17 protein-coding genes and 1 tRNA gene are annotated in these 19,981 nt (G+C 47.5%); 4 read left to right on the top strand and 14 right to left on the bottom strand.

The features are described 5' to 3' along the window. The first annotated feature begins 17 nt into the window (after positions 1-17). Positions 18-1,262, top strand: a complete 1,245-nt coding sequence (serB, locus tag AC3A8L_RS06615; RefSeq protein WP_487961444.1) for a phosphoserine phosphatase SerB — start codon at positions 18-20, stop codon at positions 1,260-1,262. A 2-nt stretch (positions 1,263-1,264) separates the two neighbouring features. Here serB and AC3A8L_RS06610 read toward each other — a convergent pair whose 3' ends face one another. The 10 genes from AC3A8L_RS06610 to alaS form a co-directional block, all read right to left on the bottom strand. Beyond that, positions 1,265-3,118, bottom strand: a complete 1,854-nt coding sequence (locus AC3A8L_RS06610) for a cation:proton antiporter (RefSeq protein WP_487961443.1) — start codon at positions 3,116-3,118, stop codon at positions 1,265-1,267. Positions 3,119-3,581: 463 nt separating this feature from the next. Beyond that, positions 3,582-4,046, bottom strand: coding sequence for a hypothetical protein (locus tag AC3A8L_RS06605; RefSeq protein ID WP_487961442.1), 465 nt, complete (start codon positions 4,044-4,046; stop codon positions 3,582-3,584). Then, positions 4,036-4,836 (bottom strand): PulJ/GspJ family protein, encoded by an 801-nt coding sequence (locus AC3A8L_RS06600; protein ID WP_487961451.1) that lies wholly within the window; start codon positions 4,834-4,836, stop codon positions 4,036-4,038. Before AC3A8L_RS06600 ends, AC3A8L_RS06605 begins: the two co-directional genes overlap by 11 nt. 6 nt (positions 4,837-4,842) lie before the next feature. After that, positions 4,843-5,337: a type II secretion system protein gene (locus AC3A8L_RS06595; RefSeq protein ID WP_487961441.1), complete on the bottom strand. Its 495-nt coding sequence runs from the start codon at positions 5,335-5,337 to the stop codon at positions 4,843-4,845. Further along, positions 5,334-5,786, bottom strand: a complete 453-nt coding sequence (locus tag AC3A8L_RS06590; RefSeq protein ID WP_487961440.1) for a pilus assembly FimT family protein — start codon at positions 5,784-5,786, stop codon at positions 5,334-5,336. Before AC3A8L_RS06590 ends, AC3A8L_RS06595 begins: the two co-directional genes overlap by 4 nt. Before the next feature lie 38 nt (positions 5,787-5,824). Next, a complete protein-coding gene (locus AC3A8L_RS06585; RefSeq protein ID WP_487961439.1) occupies positions 5,825-6,235 on the bottom strand; it encodes a prepilin-type N-terminal cleavage/methylation domain-containing protein in 411 nt (136 codons plus the stop codon). 550 nt (positions 6,236-6,785) lie between these two features. After that, positions 6,786-6,876, bottom strand: a tRNA-Ser gene (locus AC3A8L_RS06580). Between the two features lie 267 nt (positions 6,877-7,143). After that, positions 7,144-7,347: a carbon storage regulator CsrA gene (gene csrA, locus AC3A8L_RS06575; RefSeq protein ID WP_487961438.1), complete on the bottom strand. Its 204-nt coding sequence runs from the start codon at positions 7,345-7,347 to the stop codon at positions 7,144-7,146. A 189-nt stretch (positions 7,348-7,536) separates the two neighbouring features. Then, positions 7,537-8,760: an aspartate kinase gene (locus AC3A8L_RS06570; RefSeq protein ID WP_487961437.1), complete on the bottom strand. Its 1,224-nt coding sequence runs from the start codon at positions 8,758-8,760 to the stop codon at positions 7,537-7,539. Positions 8,761-8,928: 168 nt separating this feature from the next. Continuing rightward, positions 8,929-11,526 carry an alanine--tRNA ligase gene (alaS, locus tag AC3A8L_RS06565; RefSeq protein WP_487961436.1) on the bottom strand — a complete coding sequence of 866 codons (2,598 nt, stop codon included), beginning with the start codon at positions 11,524-11,526 and terminating at the stop codon, positions 8,929-8,931. Between the two features lie 407 nt (positions 11,527-11,933). Here alaS and nhaB point away from each other — a divergent pair, with 407 nt between their 5' ends. Beyond that, the gene (nhaB, locus tag AC3A8L_RS06560; protein ID WP_487961435.1) at positions 11,934-13,445 is read left to right on the top strand and encodes a sodium/proton antiporter NhaB; all 1,512 of its coding nucleotides are present in this window, start codon (positions 11,934-11,936) and stop codon (positions 13,443-13,445) included. A 24-nt stretch (positions 13,446-13,469) separates the two neighbouring features. Here nhaB and dnaQ read toward each other — a convergent pair whose 3' ends face one another. From dnaQ to AC3A8L_RS06545, 3 genes are read right to left on the bottom strand one after another with little or no spacing between them, the layout of a single operon-like run. After that, a complete protein-coding gene (gene dnaQ, locus AC3A8L_RS06555; protein WP_487961434.1) occupies positions 13,470-14,210 on the bottom strand; it encodes a DNA polymerase III subunit epsilon in 741 nt (246 codons plus the stop codon). Then, positions 14,210-14,644 (bottom strand): ribonuclease HI, encoded by a 435-nt coding sequence (rnhA, locus tag AC3A8L_RS06550; RefSeq protein ID WP_487961433.1) that lies wholly within the window; start codon positions 14,642-14,644, stop codon positions 14,210-14,212. Before rnhA ends, dnaQ begins: the two co-directional genes overlap by 1 nt. Before the next feature lie 58 nt (positions 14,645-14,702). After that, the gene (locus AC3A8L_RS06545) at positions 14,703-15,575 is read right to left on the bottom strand and encodes a methyltransferase domain-containing protein (protein WP_487961432.1); all 873 of its coding nucleotides are present in this window, start codon (positions 15,573-15,575) and stop codon (positions 14,703-14,705) included. Between the two features lie 294 nt (positions 15,576-15,869). Here AC3A8L_RS06545 and gloB point away from each other — a divergent pair, with 294 nt between their 5' ends. Beyond that, entirely contained in the window at positions 15,870-16,709 is an 840-nt protein-coding gene (gene gloB / locus AC3A8L_RS06540; RefSeq protein ID WP_487961431.1) for a hydroxyacylglutathione hydrolase, read from the top strand. Positions 16,710-17,022: 313 nt separating this feature from the next. Then, complete coding sequence (locus AC3A8L_RS06535) at positions 17,023-18,972, top strand: acyltransferase family protein (RefSeq protein ID WP_487961430.1); 1,950 nt, start codon at positions 17,023-17,025, stop codon at positions 18,970-18,972. A gap of 139 nt (positions 18,973-19,111) precedes the next feature. Here the strand turns inward: AC3A8L_RS06535 and AC3A8L_RS06530 are convergent, their stop codons facing one another. Then, positions 19,112-19,825, bottom strand: coding sequence for an NUDIX hydrolase (locus tag AC3A8L_RS06530; RefSeq protein ID WP_487961429.1), 714 nt, complete (start codon positions 19,823-19,825; stop codon positions 19,112-19,114). Positions 19,826-19,981: the final 156 nt, after the last annotated feature.

The following is a 19,981-nucleotide window of genomic DNA, read 5'->3' as shown; positions in this document are numbered from 1 at the left end:
TTCTGGTAGTGAAAATCGTGCACGAACTTATTCTTATTACAATAGCAGGCAGCGATAGACCCGCAGTCACCTCGGCCGTTACAGGTATTCTAGCCCGCCATAGCGCCAACGTTCTTGATATTGGCCAAGCTGTCATACACGACACGCTATCTCTGGGCCTGCTGGTTGAATTTACAGCAGAGCAAGACTCTTCACCCGCAGTAAAAGAAATTCTTTATGCCATGCACGATCTCGACATGCAGGTAAAATTCCAGCCCATCACTCTCGACAGCTATGCCGAATGGGTGAGCCACCACGGAAAGAAGCGCCACATCGTTACCCTGCTAGCACGCCAAATTACCGCGGAGCAGCTTTCCTGCCTAACAGGTATTATGGCGGAACAAGGCTTAAACATCGATAACATTAGCCGCCTTTCCGGCCGCGTTCCGCTTGAATTCGAAGAATTGAAAAACACCAAAGAAGAACGAAACACCAAGGCCTGCGTGGAGTTCTCAGCACGCGGCGAACCGCAGTCGCCCAGCAAACTCAAAGCCGCATTTACAGAAATGGCTTCGCGACTCGATGTTGATATCGCTTTTCAAGCCGATAGCATGTACCGCCGCACACGAAGACTCGTATGCTTTGACATGGACTCAACACTGATTGAAGCAGAGGTTATCGACGAGCTAGCCAAAGCCCAAGGTGTTGGAGAGCAAGTGGCCGAAATCACCGAGCAAGCCATGACGGGACAAATTGATTTTAACGAGAGTTTTGCGCGCCGCATGGCTCTACTCAAAGGCCTAGACGAAAGTGTACTCGCCGATATCGCTGCCAAATTACCCATCACAGAAGGTGCCGAGCACCTACTAAAAACGCTAAATAAACTCGGTTATAAAACCGCCATTCTCTCTGGAGGCTTTAATTACTTTGGTCGCTACCTGCAAAACAAACTAGGCATCGATTACGTTTTTGCCAACGAGCTTGAAATTGAAAACGGAAAAGTCACCGGCCGCGTTGTAGGTACTGTTGTTAATGGTGAAAGAAAAGCCGAGCTGCTTAAAGAGCTCGCACAAAAGGAAAACATCTCACTGGAGCAAGTGATCGCCGTAGGCGATGGCGCCAACGACCTGCCTATGCTGAGTATTGCAGGTCTAGGCATTGCCTTTCGCGCAAAGCCTCTGGTAAAAGCCAGCGCAAAACAAGCCATATCAACCCTGGGGCTAGATGCCATATTGTATTTAATGGGGTTTAGAGATAGAGAAATTAGCTCCCCTACCCCCTAAAACTAGCCCGCCTTTTCGGCTGCCACCGCTTTTTTGTCGGCCGCTTTATCAGCGGCCTTTTCAGCGGTTTTATCTGCACCCACCAACCCCAATACCTGCCAGCCCGACTCAGGCTTTAAATCTCCACCCTCCACAAACAGATACAAACGCCCCTTGGGATTCAGCGCGTATAGCGGGGTGATCCTCCCCTCCCCTTGAGCAAGGTAGGCATCGAAACCAAACTCACCGGTTAATTTTGTTTTACGTATTTCAGCCCCCTTACTTAGCAAGCTAGCCATCTTTGCGTAGGTCATATCCGAATGAAAAAGCGTATTACCCCGATGGTCGGCAGAGACTTTATGCTTTTCCGTCGACTGCGCATCACTACTGCTGCGCAAAGTAAACAGCTCCTCTTTACCAAATTCCGAGCGATAGCGCATGCTTGCCACCACGTTAAGCTCGCGCTGCGGAGAAAGACACAACAAGCGGCCAATACCGACCAACTCGAGCTTTCTATCGGCATACTCCGAAACAGGATTCCCAAAGAAGGTATCCAAGCCGTCCATTCGGGCAGCACGTATATTATCCCAACTCGAATCCGTCAATAAAACGCGAAAACCCGAATCGCGAAGTGATTTAGCAAGCGTTCGCGCCACAGCATTTGCCCCAATAATGAGATAACCGCGTGGCGCAGACTCGGCCACGCCCAGTGCTTTTGCAACCATTCTGGCCGTTAAGCTCTGCAGCAACACAGTGCCAATAATAATACTGAAAGTAATCGGTACTAATAATTCCGCCTCAGGAACACCCGCCCCCTCTAAACGCAATGCGAATATCGCCGACACAGCCGCCGCCACAATTCCACGCGGCGCAATCCACGCCAACAATGCCCTTTCGCGCCAAGTTATCGGGGTTTTAACCGTTGCCACCAATACCGATAATGGCCTAGCAATAAATTGCAGCACCAATAACAACAGCAACACAGGAGTACCCAACAAAAGTAACTGATTGAAATCAATTCGAGCCGCGAGAATAATAAACAAACCACTAATCAATACGATTGTGAGGTTTTCTTTGAAGTTTAATATTTCCTCAATATGAATGCCTCGTGTATTAGCCAGCCACATCCCCATCACTGTGACGGCTAACAATCCAGACTCATGAGCCAAAGCATTTGAGCCAGTAAAAACAGCGAAAACAAAGGTCAATGTAGCAAGATTCAACAGATATTCAGGCAACAGCCGACGCTTTAGCACCTGCCCCAATATAAAGCCGCATGCGCCACCTAAAAATAAACCCCAAAATATCACTAGAAAAAACAACTTCATGCTGTGCGTCAGCGCGTGACCCTCGGAAGCTGTTACGATAAATTCAAAAACAACAACCGCAAACAATGCACCGATAGGGTCAATAACAATGCCCTCCCAGCGTAAAATATTCGCCACCTGCGCCCTTGGCCTTACCGTCCTTAACAGCGGCACAATGACTGTTGGGCCTGTAACAACAGTGATTGCTCCGAGCAGTATGCTTATCCCCCAACCGGCATCAAATAGATAATGCACAGCTAAACTAACAACAAGCCAGCTCACTAAGGCGCCCAAGGTCACCAAACGATGAACCACAGTCCCAAGCTGTTTTAATTCCTCAACACGCAGCGTTAAACTGCCCTCAAAAAGGATGACTGCGACACTCAGCGATATCAACGGAAAAAGTAACTCGCCAAAAACCTCATCCGGCCTCAGTAGGTTAAAACCCGGCCCCAGAAGAAGCCCTGCCAACAAAAGAAATAAAATAGCCGGTAATTTGGTGTACCAAGCCGTCCACTGTGACGCCAACGCAACAACAGCAATCATTGCCATAACCAGGGGGGTCGTCATTAAGATATCCTTAGAGAATGATGAACTGCGCGCGATGCTAGCGGCTACATGACCCTGAAGATAGCTGTCTTTTTGCCGCCATCCAACAGGAAGAAAAATATTCGCCAATTAAAGCGTCATCTCAGCGCCCGAAACTATCAGTCCGCTACACAACATAAATAGTTACCTTTTAAAATACAGCGCAACTATTAATACGCAACTCTTAATAAAAGATAAGGGGCGAGGCAATAATAGTTTGCCCAATTAGACGAGGGCGCCTACTTTATCAACAAGGCGCTCGAAGGGGCGCATGCCGGGGCATGTAACGCTTTGAACAACGCGGTTGAGGAAGCAGGAGGCAAGTATTATTGGATAAAGTATTTTTTCCTCGGCCCTAAGGGACTTAGAGTAATAGATTGTCCCATTTGGCGCAGAGTTCCGCGTTGCCATAGAGGCGCTAAAGGTCGAAGCCTTACCTCGCACATTAATTACTGCGCATGTATGCTTCAGCGCGTATTCGCCGACCAGTTTCAAAGTCGCCACTCCCACACTGGCTCTGACTAACAATGGAGTACAAACTAACATCACCATCAGAACTCAACGTGACATCACACGACACAGTTACCGCACAACCGGCGATACCCTGCCCGGTCAAATTTAACGTGGAGCCATCAAGCGCCACGCAAGCTGCATTCACAGATGCCAGGTCGGCATTAGTGTAATAAAGTTCATGCATAGACATTTGCACCCCAGCATCAGCCGCATAAAGAGCCTGAGCACTAAATGCCGCCAAGACCGCAGAAGAACGACTCCCAGCCGCCATTTGACTCATCGCCACAGCTAAGGTAGCCGCCCCTACAACAATAAACAGCGCGAAGGGAACAAGAAAACCAGCCTGCTGCTTCAGACCGGCCCGCCCTGAAACCCGCAGCAATAACCTAGGGCGCATTGCGCACCAGCACCCGGCCATTTAATAGCACACTCTCACCCCTATCAGAAAACCGTAACGCAATAAGCAAAGCTGCATTTCGATCCTCGCTACCAGAAGAAAGTGCAAAAGCCCCCCCCTCACCCGCAAGGTTCGTAGACACAAGCACTGTGGCCCCCCCAGGTGACGTATCACTCATCACCGCCGCGCTCAAGCCATAAGCCTCATAACGAATCAACTGGGTCCCTAGCACACAGAAACGTTTTGGCTGCTCAGCCAGTAACAGGCGACGACTCGATGAGTTACGAAGGAATTGATGATTAGCAGAAAACACCGCCTGCGAATAAGGTGACGCGCCAAAATCGCCAGCAGAAACCCGCGCAGAAGGCACAGCATTAGTATATTTCTCACCACTATTGAGCGGGGCGAGCAACACCTGAGCAGGCGTTCCACTCAGCAAGCTAAACTCCACAGTGTCCGCAGTCGAAACAGAAGCCTTGCCATTTACCGAATCTGGCAGCTCTTCCGTGTAAAAGGCACCGCCAATCAAAGGCATGAATTCTACACAATCCCCGCTATCACTAACACGCAGTGAATTTGGCACAGACATTCGCAACTGTCGCGCAAGCTGCTCCATCGCCACCGTTCCACGCTGCACCAACGTGGAACGCAATGCCGCCTTCTGGTATTGATCAACAACATTGACAATAAAACCCGCACCCACCACAGCAGTAATTGCCAGCACTACAATGACCGCGATAAGTTCGACTAACGTAAACCCAACACTTGCCTGCCGCACCGATCTAATCATAGGCACTCAATAATTCGCCTTATACGCCGCCAGCGCTACCTGATTCCCATCAGGCATACTAACAACCACTGTGATTTTTCTAGCCATTGTCGCTGCAAGCCCTAAATCAATACCGGCATTCACTACTGTTATCGATATAGGATAATTTGTATCTGAATTATCGGTATAACCATTAAAGTCACCCACGTCATCGTAGTCAGCATCAGAAGTTATGCCCAAGCAAACCTCTCCACCCGCAGAGCCGCAAGCAGGAACGCCACCAGAGGGAGTATTTTCATCGAAGCGGCGCGCCAACACATCATCGAGTGCCGCCTTGGCCAGCTCAGTGGCCCGCACTCGAACCACAGGGTCGACAGTGTTAACCACCGCCTGACCATAGATCTGCAAAACAGCAACGAAGGCCAAGTTAACGACGACAATAAAAACAATGACTTCAATTAGCGTCGTACCTAGCTGCGAGAATCGAGAGCAACTGGCGCGGAACGATATAGAAGTATTCACTGAGCAAAACCAGAGGCTGAAACAGCAATGGAAACAGACTTAGAAGACTTGCTAACTGTAATGGCTGTCGCTGCCGTTTCACCGAGCGAATCGTAATTAAGGGTATGCGTAGAAACCTGCGCGCCGCTGACCAAGGTTAGGGGGTACTGCACTGCACCTACACGAACACTTTCAGATCCAGGAAAGAGGCCATCATCATTTTCGTCGACACGAATATCAACAACTCCACCCAGTAAAATAATCCGAACAGAGGAAGGTGCAAACAACGCTTTCTGCTGAGCATGAAATAGAGCTGCCAACACCTGATCGCGAGCCGACTGCAACTCAAACAACGAGCTAGGCATTAAACGGACTATCGCTGTTACCGATATAATCGATACAATCACCATCACTGCAATCAACTCAATGAGCGAAAAACCCTTTTGCCTTTTGCAGTGATCGATGAACATACGCCATCCTTGAGCATTTTAGTGGTCACTAAGGTGTACTAGTTACCACCTGCCGCACCGATGATAACAAACGAGGCAGTCTTACTATTCGTGCCCGTTAGGGTACAGGTACGCGTCAAACCTGCCGTCATATCTTCAGCACCTGTAGCAACGGAGTAACCCGAGGGTAAAGCACCATTCTGTAATAACTTACCGGCGTCATCGCAGTCATCCACAGTTGAGTATGGATCGGCAGTGACGTTTGTCAAACCTGCCGCCACCGCAACTGCCACTGCGTGATTTAATGCCGATGCACTTTCTATACTGCCGGCGACACCATTGACCGCAGCCTGCGACGCCTCGTCTTGCAAGTTCACAAAACGCGGAACCGCCGTTGCAGCCAAAATACCTAAGATCACAATCACTGCGACCAACTCAATTAATGTAAAACCTGATTGTTGCTTACCCATGAATCTATCTCCAAAATTAAATCGTAAAACGTGCTAATAAGCCCATTTAACTTGGTGACAATTTTGTGTAGACCTCATATCACAAAAAATGTAATTCAAGGCAAACTCATGTAACCGTCATCCTAGGCATCGTCCTGATAGCACCACGTTCAACTTCCCTTTAATCCAAGCTTAGACGCAATTTAGGCAACGCCAAGGGGATATAAATGAGGGGGACGACAAACGGCAGTCACAACTAAGAACCAACGATTAGGCAACTTCGAGAAAAATACTATTTAGGTTATAAATGATAACTTTAGAGGCACACTGAAGAGCGCAATCAATACTTAAGCCTATAAAAACAACAGCGAAATAACCTAAGATCAATAAATAATCAGGTAATAAAACTTTTAACGCTATTGAAAAAAAATACGTTAAGACGACAAAAGGATAACAAAAAATAATAAGTGGGCGTCGAGAGAGATAAGTAGCTGGACCGTGAATATAGAGATCCAAAATGAATATTATATAAGAGGGGAAAATAACAAAGAAGAAAGGACTTTCATAAAAATGGCGGAGAGGGAGGGATTCGAACCCTCGATACCGGATTAGGGTATACTCCCTTAGCAGGGGAGCGCCTTCGGCCACTCGGCCACCTCTCCGCATACCTGATGAATAATTTACCAGGAATGCAATAAGACTCAATAAAGGTAAGTCACTGATTTAATAATCATTTAATTACCTTGTCGCCTTACCGACAATGGCGCGCATAATATCAACATTTTCATAAAAATCAAACATTAACGTGCACTATAGATAAAAAAATTCCCCAACAGTGTAATCTGATGAGGAATTCGGGTATTACTAGCGCATATTGCTACATCAAGCAGTCAATCTAACAACCGCCGTGCAACAAAATACAAGAACTATTAGCTATTGCCTGGCTCAGGGGGCTGGTCCTGCAAGGCTTTCTCTCGCTGTATACGCTGATAAATCTCTTCGCGGTGAACGGCAATCTCTTTTGGCGCATTAACACCAATTCGAACTTGATTACCCTTAACACCCAAAACAGTCACAGTGACATCATCACCGACCATCAATGTTTCACCAATACGGCGAGTTAAAATTAACATAATTGCTTCTCCTTTTGTTCATCCTGTGAGTTTGGCAGCTTTTACGGCTTGGTAGCTAACCACGGCTTTACTTGCAGACCCGTTATTTTGTTAGTATAGATAAGATCATTTTTTGATCAATTTTTTTCGGATCAACAGCCCACCACCCCTAAGGGGACGCACGGTAATAAATACCGCGCATGCACGTTCTTACTCTGCATCCAAATCGAATGCTGAGTGCAAGCAGCGAACCGCAAGCTCTAAATACTTTTCTTCAATAATGACCGATATCTTAATTTCAGAAGTCGTGATCAACTGAATATTAATATTTTCTGCCGCTAAAGCATTAAACATTGTAGAAGCCACCCCGGCGTGCGAGCGCATCCCCACACCAACAACCGACACCTTTACAATAGTATCGTCGCCCACCACTTCGCGGGCGCTCAAGTCTTTTGCAACGGCTTCCAATACAGCCTTTGCCTTAGATAACTCGTTACGATGAACGGTAAAGGTAAGGTCGTTAGTGTTATCGGCAGCCATATTTTGCACAATAACATCAACCTCAATATTAGCCTCCCCTATGGGCGCTAAGATTTTAGAGGCAACGCCTGGGGTATCCGGAACACCGCGGATAGATAATTTTGCTTCATCGCGGTTAAAAGCAATGCCAGAGACTACCGGTTGCTCCATAGCTGAAATTTCCTCATCAATTGTAATCAGTGTACCCGGGCCATCTTTAAAACTTGACAGCACCCGTAATGGAACTTGGTATTTACCTGCAAACTCAACGGCCCTAATCTGCAGCACTTTCGAGCCCAGACTCGCCATTTCGAGCATTTCTTCAAAGGTGATTTTATCTAAGCGACGCGCCTTCTCCACCACCCGCGGATCGGTAGTATATACCCCGTCCACATCCGTATAGATCTGGCACTCATCAGCTTTTAATGCTGCCGCCAACGCTACGCCCGTTGTATCTGACCCGCCACGACCCAGCGTTGTAATATTGCCAGCTTGATCAACACCCTGAAAACCAGCAACGACAACCACTCGCCCCATATTGAGGTCGGCACGCATATTCGCATCATCAATTTCTTGAATACGTGCCTTATTGTGTGAATCATCGGTCAGAATTCGCACCTGCCCGCCGGTATAAGAACGAGCATCTTGCCCCCTGGCCTTCAACGCCATGCAAAGCAAAGCAATAGTGGCTTGCTCGCCAGTAGATAACAGCACATCTAGCTCACGAGGGTCCGGCACCGCCTGCATGGCTCCCGCCAAACCAATCAATCGATTTGTTTCACCACTCATAGCCGAGACAACAACAACAATATCGTGCCCGTCTTTACGAAAACCAATTACCTTATCGGCAACTGCCTGTATACGCTCTACGGTACCTACAGAGGTGCCGCCGTATTTTTGAACAATTAAGCTCATTGCGCTATAAACCTTTCTATGACTTCACCCAACTAAGCGATTGACGCTACGCCGCTGATTACGGAACATGCTAACCGCCGTAAAACAACAATACACCTGCGAAAAAACGCGCCAATTAAACACTACTTACGGTTAATTGTTAATCTTTAATTACAAACCCTGAGAACTCTATTGCGCCCGCTCAGCTACCCAGTCGCTCACCTCAGCAATAGCCTGATCCAAACCCTCACCTACGGGACAAGCGCCTCGCGCCATATCCGGCCGACCACCACCTTTGCCGCCCATTTTTTGGGCGAAGTCACGAATCAAATCACCCGCCTTATACTGCCTAGACTCAGACTTAGTAACACCCGCAATTAACGTTGCCTTATCACCATCAACATTAACCAACAGCACAACAGCGGCACCCAACTTATTCTTAAGCTGATCAACCGCATCGAGCTGAGCATTAGCATCCAATCCTTCTGTACGCTTAGCGAGCACCTTAAGACCATTAATTTCAACAGCTTCACTCAACCACTCGGATGCAGCATAGCCCGCCAAGCGCCCCTTGAGCGCAGCCACCTCTTTGGTCAAATCTTTTTGACTTTGAATTAGGGCGGCCAATTTTTCAGATAACTGGTCTGGCGAAGCCTTCAGTTGAGTAGATGCTGCCAATAACTGCTTATCCAACTGCGCTATTGACTCCAAAGCCTGCGCCCCCGTCACCGCCTCGATACGACGGACACCGGCAGCAATGCCCGACTCGGAAATAATTTTAAACACACCAATATCGCCCGTACGCTTCGCATGCGTACCACCACATAGCTCGACAGAAAAGCGCTCATCGCCCATCGACAAAACACGCACCGAGTCGCCGTACTTTTCCCCAAATAACGCCATAGCGCCCTTGGTCTTGGCTTCATCCATAGTGCAAAGCTCAGTCTCCACGGGGCTATTCACTCGGATTTGTTGATTAACCAACACCTCAACAGCGGCCAACTCCTCAGACGTTAAGGCTTCGAAATGCGCGAAATCAAAACGCAAACGCTTGCTATCAACGAGCGAGCCTTTTTGCGTCACATGCTCACCCAACACTTGCCGCAAAGCCGCGTGAGCCAAATGCGTTGCCGAGTGATTCAATGCCGTGGCAGTACGGACATCAGAATCCACAACCGCTGTTACTGTAGCGCCAACGGCCAAAGAGCCTTGCGAAAGCACTCCGATGTGTAAAAAATGGTCACCCGCCTTGCGGCAGTCCTGTACTTCAAAGCGCGAATCACCAACCACCAGATAACCGGTATCACCTACCTGCCCGCCAGAATTTGCATAAAACGCTGTGCGATCCAACACTACACTCAAGCTATCACCGGCTTGCGCTGCCTCGGCAGGCTCTCCGTCAACCACTAAAGCAATAATTTTCCCATTTGCCGTTAAACCCTCATAACCCTCAAATTGCGTCTGCCCTTCAAGGCTTAGCGTTTTGGTGTAGTCGACCTGAAACTGATCGCCTCCGGCCGATGCTTTTTGAGCAGCCATTAGCCGCTCATAAGCCGGTAAGTCGATGGTCAAATTGCGCTCGCGCGCGATATCATTCGTTAAATCGACAGGAAAACCGAAAGTATCGTGCAATTTAAAAACAAGCTCGCCAGGAATAATCGCTCCAGCCAGCCCCGCCAGCTGATCCTCTAAGATTTTCATCCCTTTATCGAGCGTCTTGGCGAACTGCTCTTCTTCGGCACGAAGCACCTTTTGAATCTGAACCTGCAGATTAACCAAAGCCGGATAAGCAACGCCCATTTGCGCTATCAACGCCGGCACCAATTCGGCAAAGAACAAACCTTTTTGCCCGAGCTTATGCCCATGCCGTATCGCCCTGCGAATAATACGGCGCAAAACATAACCTCGGCCTTCATTCGAGGGGATTACGCCGTCCACCACTAAAAAGCTGCATGAACGAATGTGATCCGCAATCACCCGTAAAGACTTATGACCCAAATCATCGCAACTACAACGCTCGGCGGCCGCTTTAATTAACGCCTGAAAAATATCGATCTCGTAGTTGGTATGCACGCCCTGCATGATGGCCGCAATACGCTCAAGGCCCATTCCTGTATCAACAGACGGTTTAGGTAGAGGGATTAACTCTCCGCTCAATTGACGCTCGTACTGCATAAATACGAGATTCCAAATCTCTATATAGCGATCAAGATCATCGTTTTCGCTACCAGGAGGGCCGCCAGGAACATCAGCGCCGTGATCAAAGAAGATTTCAGAACTAGGCCCACAAGGACCGGTATCACCCATTTGCCAAAAATTATCCTCATCCAAACGGGAAAAACGCTCGGGGCTCACGCCCACTTCTTTTTGCCAGATTTCAGCCGCCTCATCATCACTAATATGCACCGTCACCCATAACTTTTCGGGAGGTAGGGCCATTACCTTGGTCAAAAACTCCCAAGCAAAAAAGATCGCATCACGCTTGAAATAGTCGCCAAAGCTGAAATTACCCAGCATTTCAAAGAATGTATGATGCCGTGCCGTATAACCCACATTCTCCAAATCATTATGCTTTCCACCGGCGCGCACACAACGCTGCGAACTGGTCGCGCGCGAATAATCACGCTTTTCGCTGCCCAAAAAAACATCTTTAAATTGGTTCATACCTGCATTAGTAAACAACAATGTTGGGTCATTTTCGGGGACCAACGAACTACTCGCCACCACTTGGTGACCTTTGCTAGCAAAAAAATCTAGGAATGCCTGACGAATTTCAGAACTCTGCATGAATAAATTCTCGACTAAAGCTACAGCGCTACTCGCGTAAATGCGGACGCAAAAGGGCGTTAGTATAAGGCTTAGAAGATAATTCCGCACTAGCTTGCTAGCCCTTCCAGCACACTGTGGACTCTTAATTGCACGGCAAGTGAAGCAAAGCCTCGCCAAATAGTCTATTTTTCATACAGGGAGTCTGGCTTTATTGGCTAGAGACTTGCTTTTTAATGAAAGCACGGTATTTTCGCGCGCTTGTATTTGAGCATTCGCAGCAAGGATACTTAATACACGGCTTCGATAAAGATTAAATCGCGCCTTAAACAGATAACCGCATTTTTCTTGATTTAAGAACAGTGCAATTTAAAGAATATATAAGCTTACTACGCTTGTAATTACGCAACCTTATAAGGGACTTTGCAATGGCACAACCATCGCTACTCTCCGCATTTTGGCAAAACTTTTTGGGTCCTTGTTCCAACTGGTACAAGCAGACCATTATTGCCTTCCTTCTCATTAATCCAATATTAGTCTCTATTGACCCCTTTATTGCTGGCTGGGTTTTAATTTTAGAATTTATCTTCACGCTCGCAATGGCCCTTAAATGCTACCCGTTACAACCTGGGGGGTTACTGGCTATAGAAGCTGTAATACTGGGCCTCACAAGCGCGGAATCGGTTTACCATGAAGTAGTTGCGAACTTCCCCGTCATACTCTTACTCATGTTTATGGTGGCGGGCATTTACTTCATGAAGGATTTGCTACTGTTCACCTTCACCAAAATTCTGCTTGGTGTGCGCTCAAAAATGCTGTTATCAGCGATTTTCTCCATCATGGCCGCAGTGCTGTCTGCGTTCCTAGATGCCCTTACAGTAACCGCAGTATTAATCAGCGTAGCCGTTGGTTTTTATGCCGTTTATCATCGCGCCGCTTCAGGCCTAAATAGCCAACAAGGTAGTCACGATCACTCCGATGACGGCAATGTGGTTGAACTTCACCGCTCGGACCTCGATCAATTCAGATCCTTCCTGCGCAGCTTAATTATGCATGGCGCCGTGGGTACCGCACTCGGTGGCGTTTGCACACTGGTTGGCGAACCACAAAACTTATTAATCGCCGAAAAAGCGGGATGGGACTTTCTTGAATTTTTCGTAAGAATGGCGCCCGTTTCAATACCATCGGCCATTGCCGGCATTATGACGTGCCTTATTTTAGAAAAAACAAAAACGTTTGGTTATGGCGCCGAACTACCAGACAACGTTCGCCGAATTCTAAATGATTCAGCCAAAAAACATGATGCCCAACGCACAACACTCGATACAGCAAAGCTTATAATACAAGCCACAGGGGCCCTTATCCTTGTTATTGGCCTAGCATTGCACTTAGCAGAAGTCGGCTTGATAGGCTTAATGATTATTGTGTTTTTAACTGCATTTACCGGTATTGTAGAAGAACACCAAATTGGCCATGCGTTTGAAGAAGCCTTGCCATTTACATCACTACTGGTCGTGTTTTTCGCGATAGTTGCCGTTATCCACGAGCAACACTTATTCTCCCCAATCACTCAGGCGGTGCTCGCACTGGAAGACAACATAGAAGCACCCATGCTATTTATCGCCAACGGCTTGCTGTCGATGATTAGCGACAATGTTTTTGTGGCGACGGTCTACATCAATGAAGTTCAAGAAGCCTTAGATGCTGGGGAAATTAGCCGCGAGCATTTCGAGCATCTTGCAATTGCTATTAACACGGGTACCAACTTACCTAGTGTTGCGACACCCAATGGCCAAGCTGCATTTCTCTTTTTATTAACTTCCGCTGTGGCCCCACTGATTCGCCTCTCTTATGGGCGCATGGTCATTATGGCACTGCCCTACACCATCGTTCTCAGCGTTGTCGGTGTAACCTGTGTATTCCTTTTGGTTGCAGGCTAAAACGTAACACAAGATGGGAGGGGGCTAGCCCTCCTGCCCATCTTTTCGCAGCCAAATACATTGCCCATCAGAGGCCTTTTGAATCAACTCCAACTTTTGCTGATGTGCCGCCAACTCCACCGCATTAGCACGAAGTACAGGTAACGTAATACGACTCATATCTAGTCGCTTAATAGCCTCTACTCCACCAGTACCACTATCGCTATCATCCCCACCCTCATCAGCACTCAGCGCGAGATTCCGCTGCCCGCCCGTCATCAACAAATAAACGTCAGCTAGAATCTCTGCATCCAGCAAAGCTCCGTGCAAATCGCGCTGCGAGTTATCTGCCCCGTAGCGTTTACACAATGCATCTAGGTTGTTTTTTTGCCCCGGATGCTTATAGCGAGCCATCGCCAATGTATCGAGCACGGTGCAAAAATCCGTGGTTTTACCGAGCCCTCTGTCTAGCAGCGCAAATTCGCTATCCATAAAGCCAACATCAAAGGGCGCGTTATGAATCACTAACTCTGCGCCAGCAATAAAATCACGAAACTCGTCAACAACCGCCGCAAAGACAGGCTTTGTCGCTACAAATTCGTTGGAGATTCCATGCACCGCCATGGCTCCCTCATCAATCTCGCGCTCGGGATTAATGTACTGATGGTAATGGCGTCCGGTTAAGCGACGATTAATAAGCTCTACGCAACCGATCTCAATAATACGATGCCCTTGCTTAGGCTCCAGCCCTGTCGTTTCTGTATCTAATACAACTTGCCGAGACATTAACGCAACTCCTCTACACCACGATTCGCGAGCTGATCCGCCAGCTCATTTCCTGGATGACCACTGTGACCCTTAACCCAAAACCAACTCACTTTATGCCTAGCGGCCTGCTCATCTAAAGCCTGCCAAAGCTCAGCATTCTTAACTGGGTTTTTTGTCGCGGTTTTCCAACCATTCTTTTTCCAGTTTTTGAGCCATTCAGTAATACCTTTACGGACATATTGCGAATCAGTCGTGAGTTTGACCTCGCAAGGCTCACTCAACGCTCTTAGCCCCTCAATCGCCGCCATTAACTCCATTTGATTATTGGTGGTGTTTTTTTGCCCGCCATGCAGTTTTTTTTCTTGCGTGCCGAAGCGCAATACAGCTCCCCAGCCACCCGGACCGGGATTCCCTTTGCAGGCGCCATCGGTATACATTTCAATTTTCTTCAAAAGTCACTTCTTAAAACAGAGTTGATTGGAAAGTAAGGGGCATCAATGCGTAGCGCCCTTATGAATCTCTTGGTGTGCCCGGTGCGCGTTTATTCGCGATATTACGAATTAAACTCAAACGCGCCGCGCCTTTAGCTGTTATTGGGCGAGGCGCGATTTTCACACCTTTTACGCCATTAAGAATCTGCGCATCCCAAGCCGGTTTAATCGGGCGAATGTTCGCCACGGTTTTGCGCGCAACAATACAGTAAAAGTGACCAAACGGCAGCTGAGTATTTTGATATAAAGCCGCCCCAAGCCGCCCTTCTCGCGGGGATGCTAGCGGGGTTAAGCTATGCCCAAAGTGGGTCTGCGTCGCCTCGAATCCGAGTAACTTTAACCAGTCAGTAATTCGATTGCCCCCCAAGCTATGCCGCTGCCAGAAAGGGCTAATATTTGCCAGCTGCGCAAAAGGTTTTATTGCACCGGTTAAGCTCACTGGATCAAACCCAACAATGACAATATGTCCATGTGCAATAGTGACTCGGCTCACCTCACTGAGTAACTGATGGGGATTTTCAGAAAAATCTAACGCGTGATGAACCAAAGTCACATCAACGCTTTCATCCGCTAAGGGCAACGCCTCAAAATGGCTCGCCAACTCGGCGGGATAGCGGGCGTCAAAGCTCACTCGGCAACAATGGCAGATACGGCTACTGTCATACAGTTTTTGGTTAGGCAATGCGCTCATCTGGAGCAAATGATAACCAAACAGACAGCTCAAAGCCTTATCAATTTCTTGCTGCTCTCTTGCTAAAATTCGCTGCCCCACCGGGCCGGAAAACCATTGACTCAAAGCCTCAGCCGTTTTAGGTAAACCGGCCACACTCTGCCGACGACGTACCGAGTGCGCCAATCGCTTTGCCCAGCGCATGTGTCGAAATAACGGCATAAAGGCCTCCCAGTCGCCCTTCAAAATTGATAGATAACCACTCCCTAAAGTTTAACGCGCAAAGCCCGCAATGTCACAGACCCCAACGTTCTTAAACTCACGCTTTAGGGGCGGGGCAATAATAGTTTGTCCAATTAGACGAGGGCGCCAGTTTTCTCAACAAGGCGCTCGAAGGGGGACATGGAGCAGTTACCGAGGCATGTAACGCTTTAAGCAACGTTATTGAAGAAGCAGGAGGCAAGTATTATTGGATAAAGTATTTTTTCCTCGGCCCTTAAATCAACGGCAGCTATAATGCCCAACCAAGCACTTCAGAGACAATCATTATCAATGACTGCAACCACCACCGATAGCACGCAACGCTTGCAAGTAAAAATCCTTCCGCTCTTCGAAGACAACTATGCCTGGTTTTTATACAATCAAAGTCATGCGTGGATTATTGACCCCGGGCAAGCGGAGCCTGTGATAACACTTCTAGAACAGCTCAATGTTGTACTTAAAGGCATTCTCATCACTCACGGCCATTGGGATCATGTATCGGGTATTGATGCACTAAAACAGCAATTCGACGTCCCCGTTTATGGCATAAAAAGTTGCCATCGAGGCATCACTGACGAAATTATCGAAGGCGACAAGCTAAATTTGGATGGAGCAACAATTGACGTCTGGCAAACGCCCGGCCATATGGTTGACCATTTAAGCTTTTATTGCGCACAACAAGATTGGCTGTTTTGCGGGGACACCCTCTTCTCAGCAGGATGCGGACGCCTAAAACAAACCGGCAATATGCAGCAACTCTTTCAAAGCACCCAGCGCTTTAAGACGCTACCGCAGTCAACGCAGGTGTTTTGCAGTCACGAATACACGCAAAGCAACCTAAAGTTCGCCGCTGCTGTAGAACCCAACAATCCAACCATTATAAATTACCAAAATACAGTAGCCGCATTACGCAGCCAAGGTAAAGCAACCATTCCAAGCTCACTAGCCACCGAACTCGCCTGCAACCCCTTCTTACGACTTGATGAACCAGAGCTTATCGCCAGCCTATCCCATCGAATGAACTTGCCTCCAGAAACATTCAACACCCCATTTACAGCCTTCACCGCACTGCGGGAATGGAAAGATGTTTTTTAGGGTAAGAGATCTAAAACGGAGTACTGCTTTTAAGCGCTTTCATTGAAAAAGTGTACACGGTGGCCAGCCTTACCTCGCTCAAGGCTAGCCATAATCCGCTGAAAGACTTGGGAACTAATATTATTGCCCTTATACTGCCCCGCATTAATTAAACCGACCACAGAATATAGCCCGCCCTACCATGGAACGGTTTATACGTCGGTATCGATCTAAGTTGAGTCACAGCTCATTAAGTAACTCAGCTATCCATACAATCCCACCGTTGATGCGCAGCATCGAGGTGTAGATCTACCGAACAAAGAATAGGTGTTTGATGTCAAAAAGCATGCATTACAGGCCCGAGATTGATGGCCTAAGAGCGCTCGCAGTTTTACCGGTGATGCTCTTCCACGCAGGGATTGGCCCACTTTCAGGTGGTTATGTTGGTGTTGATATATTTTTTGTTATTAGCGGATTTTTGATCACAACAATAATACATAGAGAAATTATTGGCGGGAAATTCACCTACGCTGGGTTTTATGAGCGCAGAGCAAGGCGCATTTTGCCAGCACTATACTTTGTCGTACTTGTATCGATATTACCAGCTTGGTTCATTCTCGTCCCCACCGACCTCATCGATTATTCGGAAACGATTATTAGTGCGGTTGGCTTTTCTTCAAATATTATTTTGTGGCTACAAAGTGGATATTTTGACCCTTCAGCCGAATTAAAACCTTTATTACACACATGGAGCCTGGCGGTAGAGGAGCAGTTCTACCTATTCTTCCCGCCGCTGCTCATGCTTTTATATCACTTTATCAAAAAACAGGCCTTAGCAACGATAGTACTCATACTCGTCATGAGTTTGATGCTCTCCCATTGGGGCGCCTATAACAAACCCACTGCTACCTACTACCTTCTCCCCACACGCGCATGGGAATTACTGGTAGGGTCTGTTATCGCGCTTCTGACGTGCACCAACCATAGCTCGCCAATCATGCTTTGGTTACAGAAACACTCAAACACACTGAGCCTAGCCGGTCTTATATTGATTCTGGGCTCTATGCTCGCATTTAATGAGCACACACCATTTCCAAGTTTGTGGGCTCTCATTCCCGTCACTGGTGCTGCGCTACTTATACTCTTTTCGAAACCTAAAACTATTGCTCACACCCTGCTTAGCAACCGATTTTTTGTAGGCATTGGGTTAATCAGCTATAGCGCATACCTTTGGCACCAACCTGTCTATGCTTTTGCTCGGCAACAGGCGCTTTTAGACCCAACCATTGGCGTGATGACTTTTGCTTTCACGCTCTCCCTCGCTCTTGCCTATTTAAGCTGGAGGTATGTAGAAAAGCCATTCCGCAACCGCGAACGTATCTCATCGCAAAAAGTTTGGGGGTTCAGCATCATTGGCGGATTACTTCTGGTGGCATTCGGTGCTGTCATCATAAAAAATCAAGGCTTTGAAAATCGCTTTTCGCTCCCAGCGCCTTTAACTGAAGCTACATTTGATCTTCCCGCGCGCTCAAATGGCTGGTGTTTTTATAGTGTTGATACCGATAAATCTTTACCCGTTGGAGAGCAAGGGTTCAAATGTCACTTAGGAAACAAAACCAATACACCCAAAGTCCTTCTATTTGGCGATTCCTACGCGGCAATGTATGAACCTTTTTGGGATACGGTTGCACAAAGCCTTTCTATAGGCGTCAATTCAGTCACTACCAATTGGTGCCACCCTAGTTTTTCGGATAATTTCTGGTGGCAATCGGCTACACCTGCGCGCGCGCAATGCCTCCTGAACCGAGAATTTGTCGCCAGCTCTCTTGATCAGTACGATGTGATCATTCTATCTGCCGTATGGCATGTTGTTGAAGAGAAAGGCTTAATCAATGAGGTGCACACACTGATAGAACAGTTAACAAAAGAGCAAGGCTTAAAGGTTGTAGTCATGGCTCAGCCTACATTGCTCACAAGGTCATCACTTTTGGGCTCCGTTTATCGTAACGGGCATTTAATCAAGCAAAAGAGTGACGCTATAGTACAAGCAATAAACGCTACCTTTGAAGGGATGGCAGAGCAGAATAAAAACCTGCTGTTTCTAAACCGAAAAGCTTTATTTGAAACACGTGAAAACCAAATATTACTCGACCCAGACAACATTCCATACTCATGGGACGGTGGGCACATCAGCATTCATGGAAGCCTTAGCGCAGGTCAAAATTTCATACAAAAGAAAGAATTTTTACAACTAGAGCGTTTCTTAGAATCAGACTCTAACTGATCAGAAATAAGTGGAATTGAATACCCAACCCTTGACCATTTATAAAGCGGGTCCTAAGCAATCTTTGCTGTCCGGACCCGATTTCCTACCAAACAATAATTGCTACCGAGCCGCTTCATAGTCAGCTAATAACGACCGGCTACACCTCAAAACTAAAGCCTTGCTCGGTTAACGCGTGGTAAACCGACTCATCAAAACGATAAAGTGCCGCCGCGCGATGGGCAACATTTTGCTGTTTTTCATTGCAGTCCACCAAAAGCTTCATATTCATCATCTTGCGGCGAAAATTAGGTTTATCTAATTTCACATCCAAAATGGATTCATACAGCTCTTGCAGCTGTAGCAAGGTGAATTTTTCAGGTAATAAGTTAAACCCGACGGGCTCATGTCGAACCTTATGCCGAAGGGTTTTCAAACCGTAATTAAAAATATCACTGTGGTCATACACCAGCTCAGGCACTTCGTGAATATCCCACCACCTCACGTCAGACGCTGGCCCACCGGCCGCAACTTTATACTCCTCCTGTTTAACGAGCGCGTAATAGGCAATGGTGATCACTCGCGCATCAGGGAATCGGCCCGCCGCACCAAAGGCGCGCAACTGCTCCAAAAACAAGTCTTGCGCCCCAGTAACCTCCTGCAAAATACGAGACGCTGCCGAATCTAAATCTTCGAGCTTCCCTATATGCCCCCCAGGCAATGCCCACTGCCCTTGGCGAATACCATCGCGATGCTTCGCTAACAACACATTCAACCGGCCGTTATCCAAACCAAAAACTAGACAGTCGATTGATATATCGAGAAGCTTTTCATGCTGCGGCTCGGGGCTGTATATAGAACTGATGGTATCCACACTGAGATCCTTTTATTTGAAACGGGAATTCAAAATAGTGTACCGAGGCGCCGCCAATAAGAATATTCGGCGTACAATATGCCCTTATGGTAAATAATAGTATAAGGGCCGAGGAAAAAATACTTTATCCAATAATACTTGCCTCCTACTTCCTCA

This window comes from Marinagarivorans sp., assembly GCF_982758155.1.
The sequence above is the reverse complement of the archived record's forward strand: the minus strand, read 5'-3'. Positions and strand labels throughout refer to the sequence as shown.

Bases quoted from the DNA above. Each gene is read 5' to 3' on its own strand.
- AC3A8L_RS06610 (WP_487961443.1), bottom strand. From the start codon at position 3,118: ATGACGACCCCCCTGGTTATGGCAATGATTGCTGTTGTTGCGTTGGCG.
- AC3A8L_RS06605 (WP_487961442.1), bottom strand. From the start codon at position 4,046: ATGCGCCCTAGGTTATTGCTGCGGGTTTCAGGGCGGGCCGGTCTGAAG.
- AC3A8L_RS06600 (WP_487961451.1), bottom strand. From the start codon at position 4,836: ATGATTAGATCGGTGCGGCAGGCAAGTGTTGGGTTTACGTTAGTCGAA.
- AC3A8L_RS06590 (WP_487961440.1), bottom strand. From the start codon at position 5,786: ATGTTCATCGATCACTGCAAAAGGCAAAAGGGTTTTTCGCTCATTGAG.
- AC3A8L_RS06585 (WP_487961439.1), bottom strand. From the start codon at position 6,235: ATGGGTAAGCAACAATCAGGTTTTACATTAATTGAGTTGGTCGCAGTG.
- csrA (WP_487961438.1), bottom strand. From the start codon at position 7,347: ATGTTAATTTTAACTCGCCGTATTGGTGAAACATTGATGGTCGGTGAT.
- AC3A8L_RS06570 (WP_487961437.1), bottom strand. From the start codon at position 8,760: ATGAGCTTAATTGTTCAAAAATACGGCGGCACCTCTGTAGGTACCGTA.
- alaS (WP_487961436.1), bottom strand. From the start codon at position 11,526: ATGCAGAGTTCTGAAATTCGTCAGGCATTCCTAGATTTTTTTGCTAGC.
- nhaB (WP_487961435.1), top strand. From the start codon at position 11,934: ATGGCACAACCATCGCTACTCTCCGCATTTTGGCAAAACTTTTTGGGT.
- dnaQ (WP_487961434.1), bottom strand. From the start codon at position 14,210: ATGTCTCGGCAAGTTGTATTAGATACAGAAACGACAGGGCTGGAGCCT.
- AC3A8L_RS06545 (WP_487961432.1), bottom strand. From the start codon at position 15,575: ATGCCGTTATTTCGACACATGCGCTGGGCAAAGCGATTGGCGCACTCG.
- gloB (WP_487961431.1), top strand. From the start codon at position 15,870: ATGCCCAACCAAGCACTTCAGAGACAATCATTATCAATGACTGCAACC.
- AC3A8L_RS06535 (WP_487961430.1), top strand. From the start codon at position 17,023: ATGTCAAAAAGCATGCATTACAGGCCCGAGATTGATGGCCTAAGAGCG.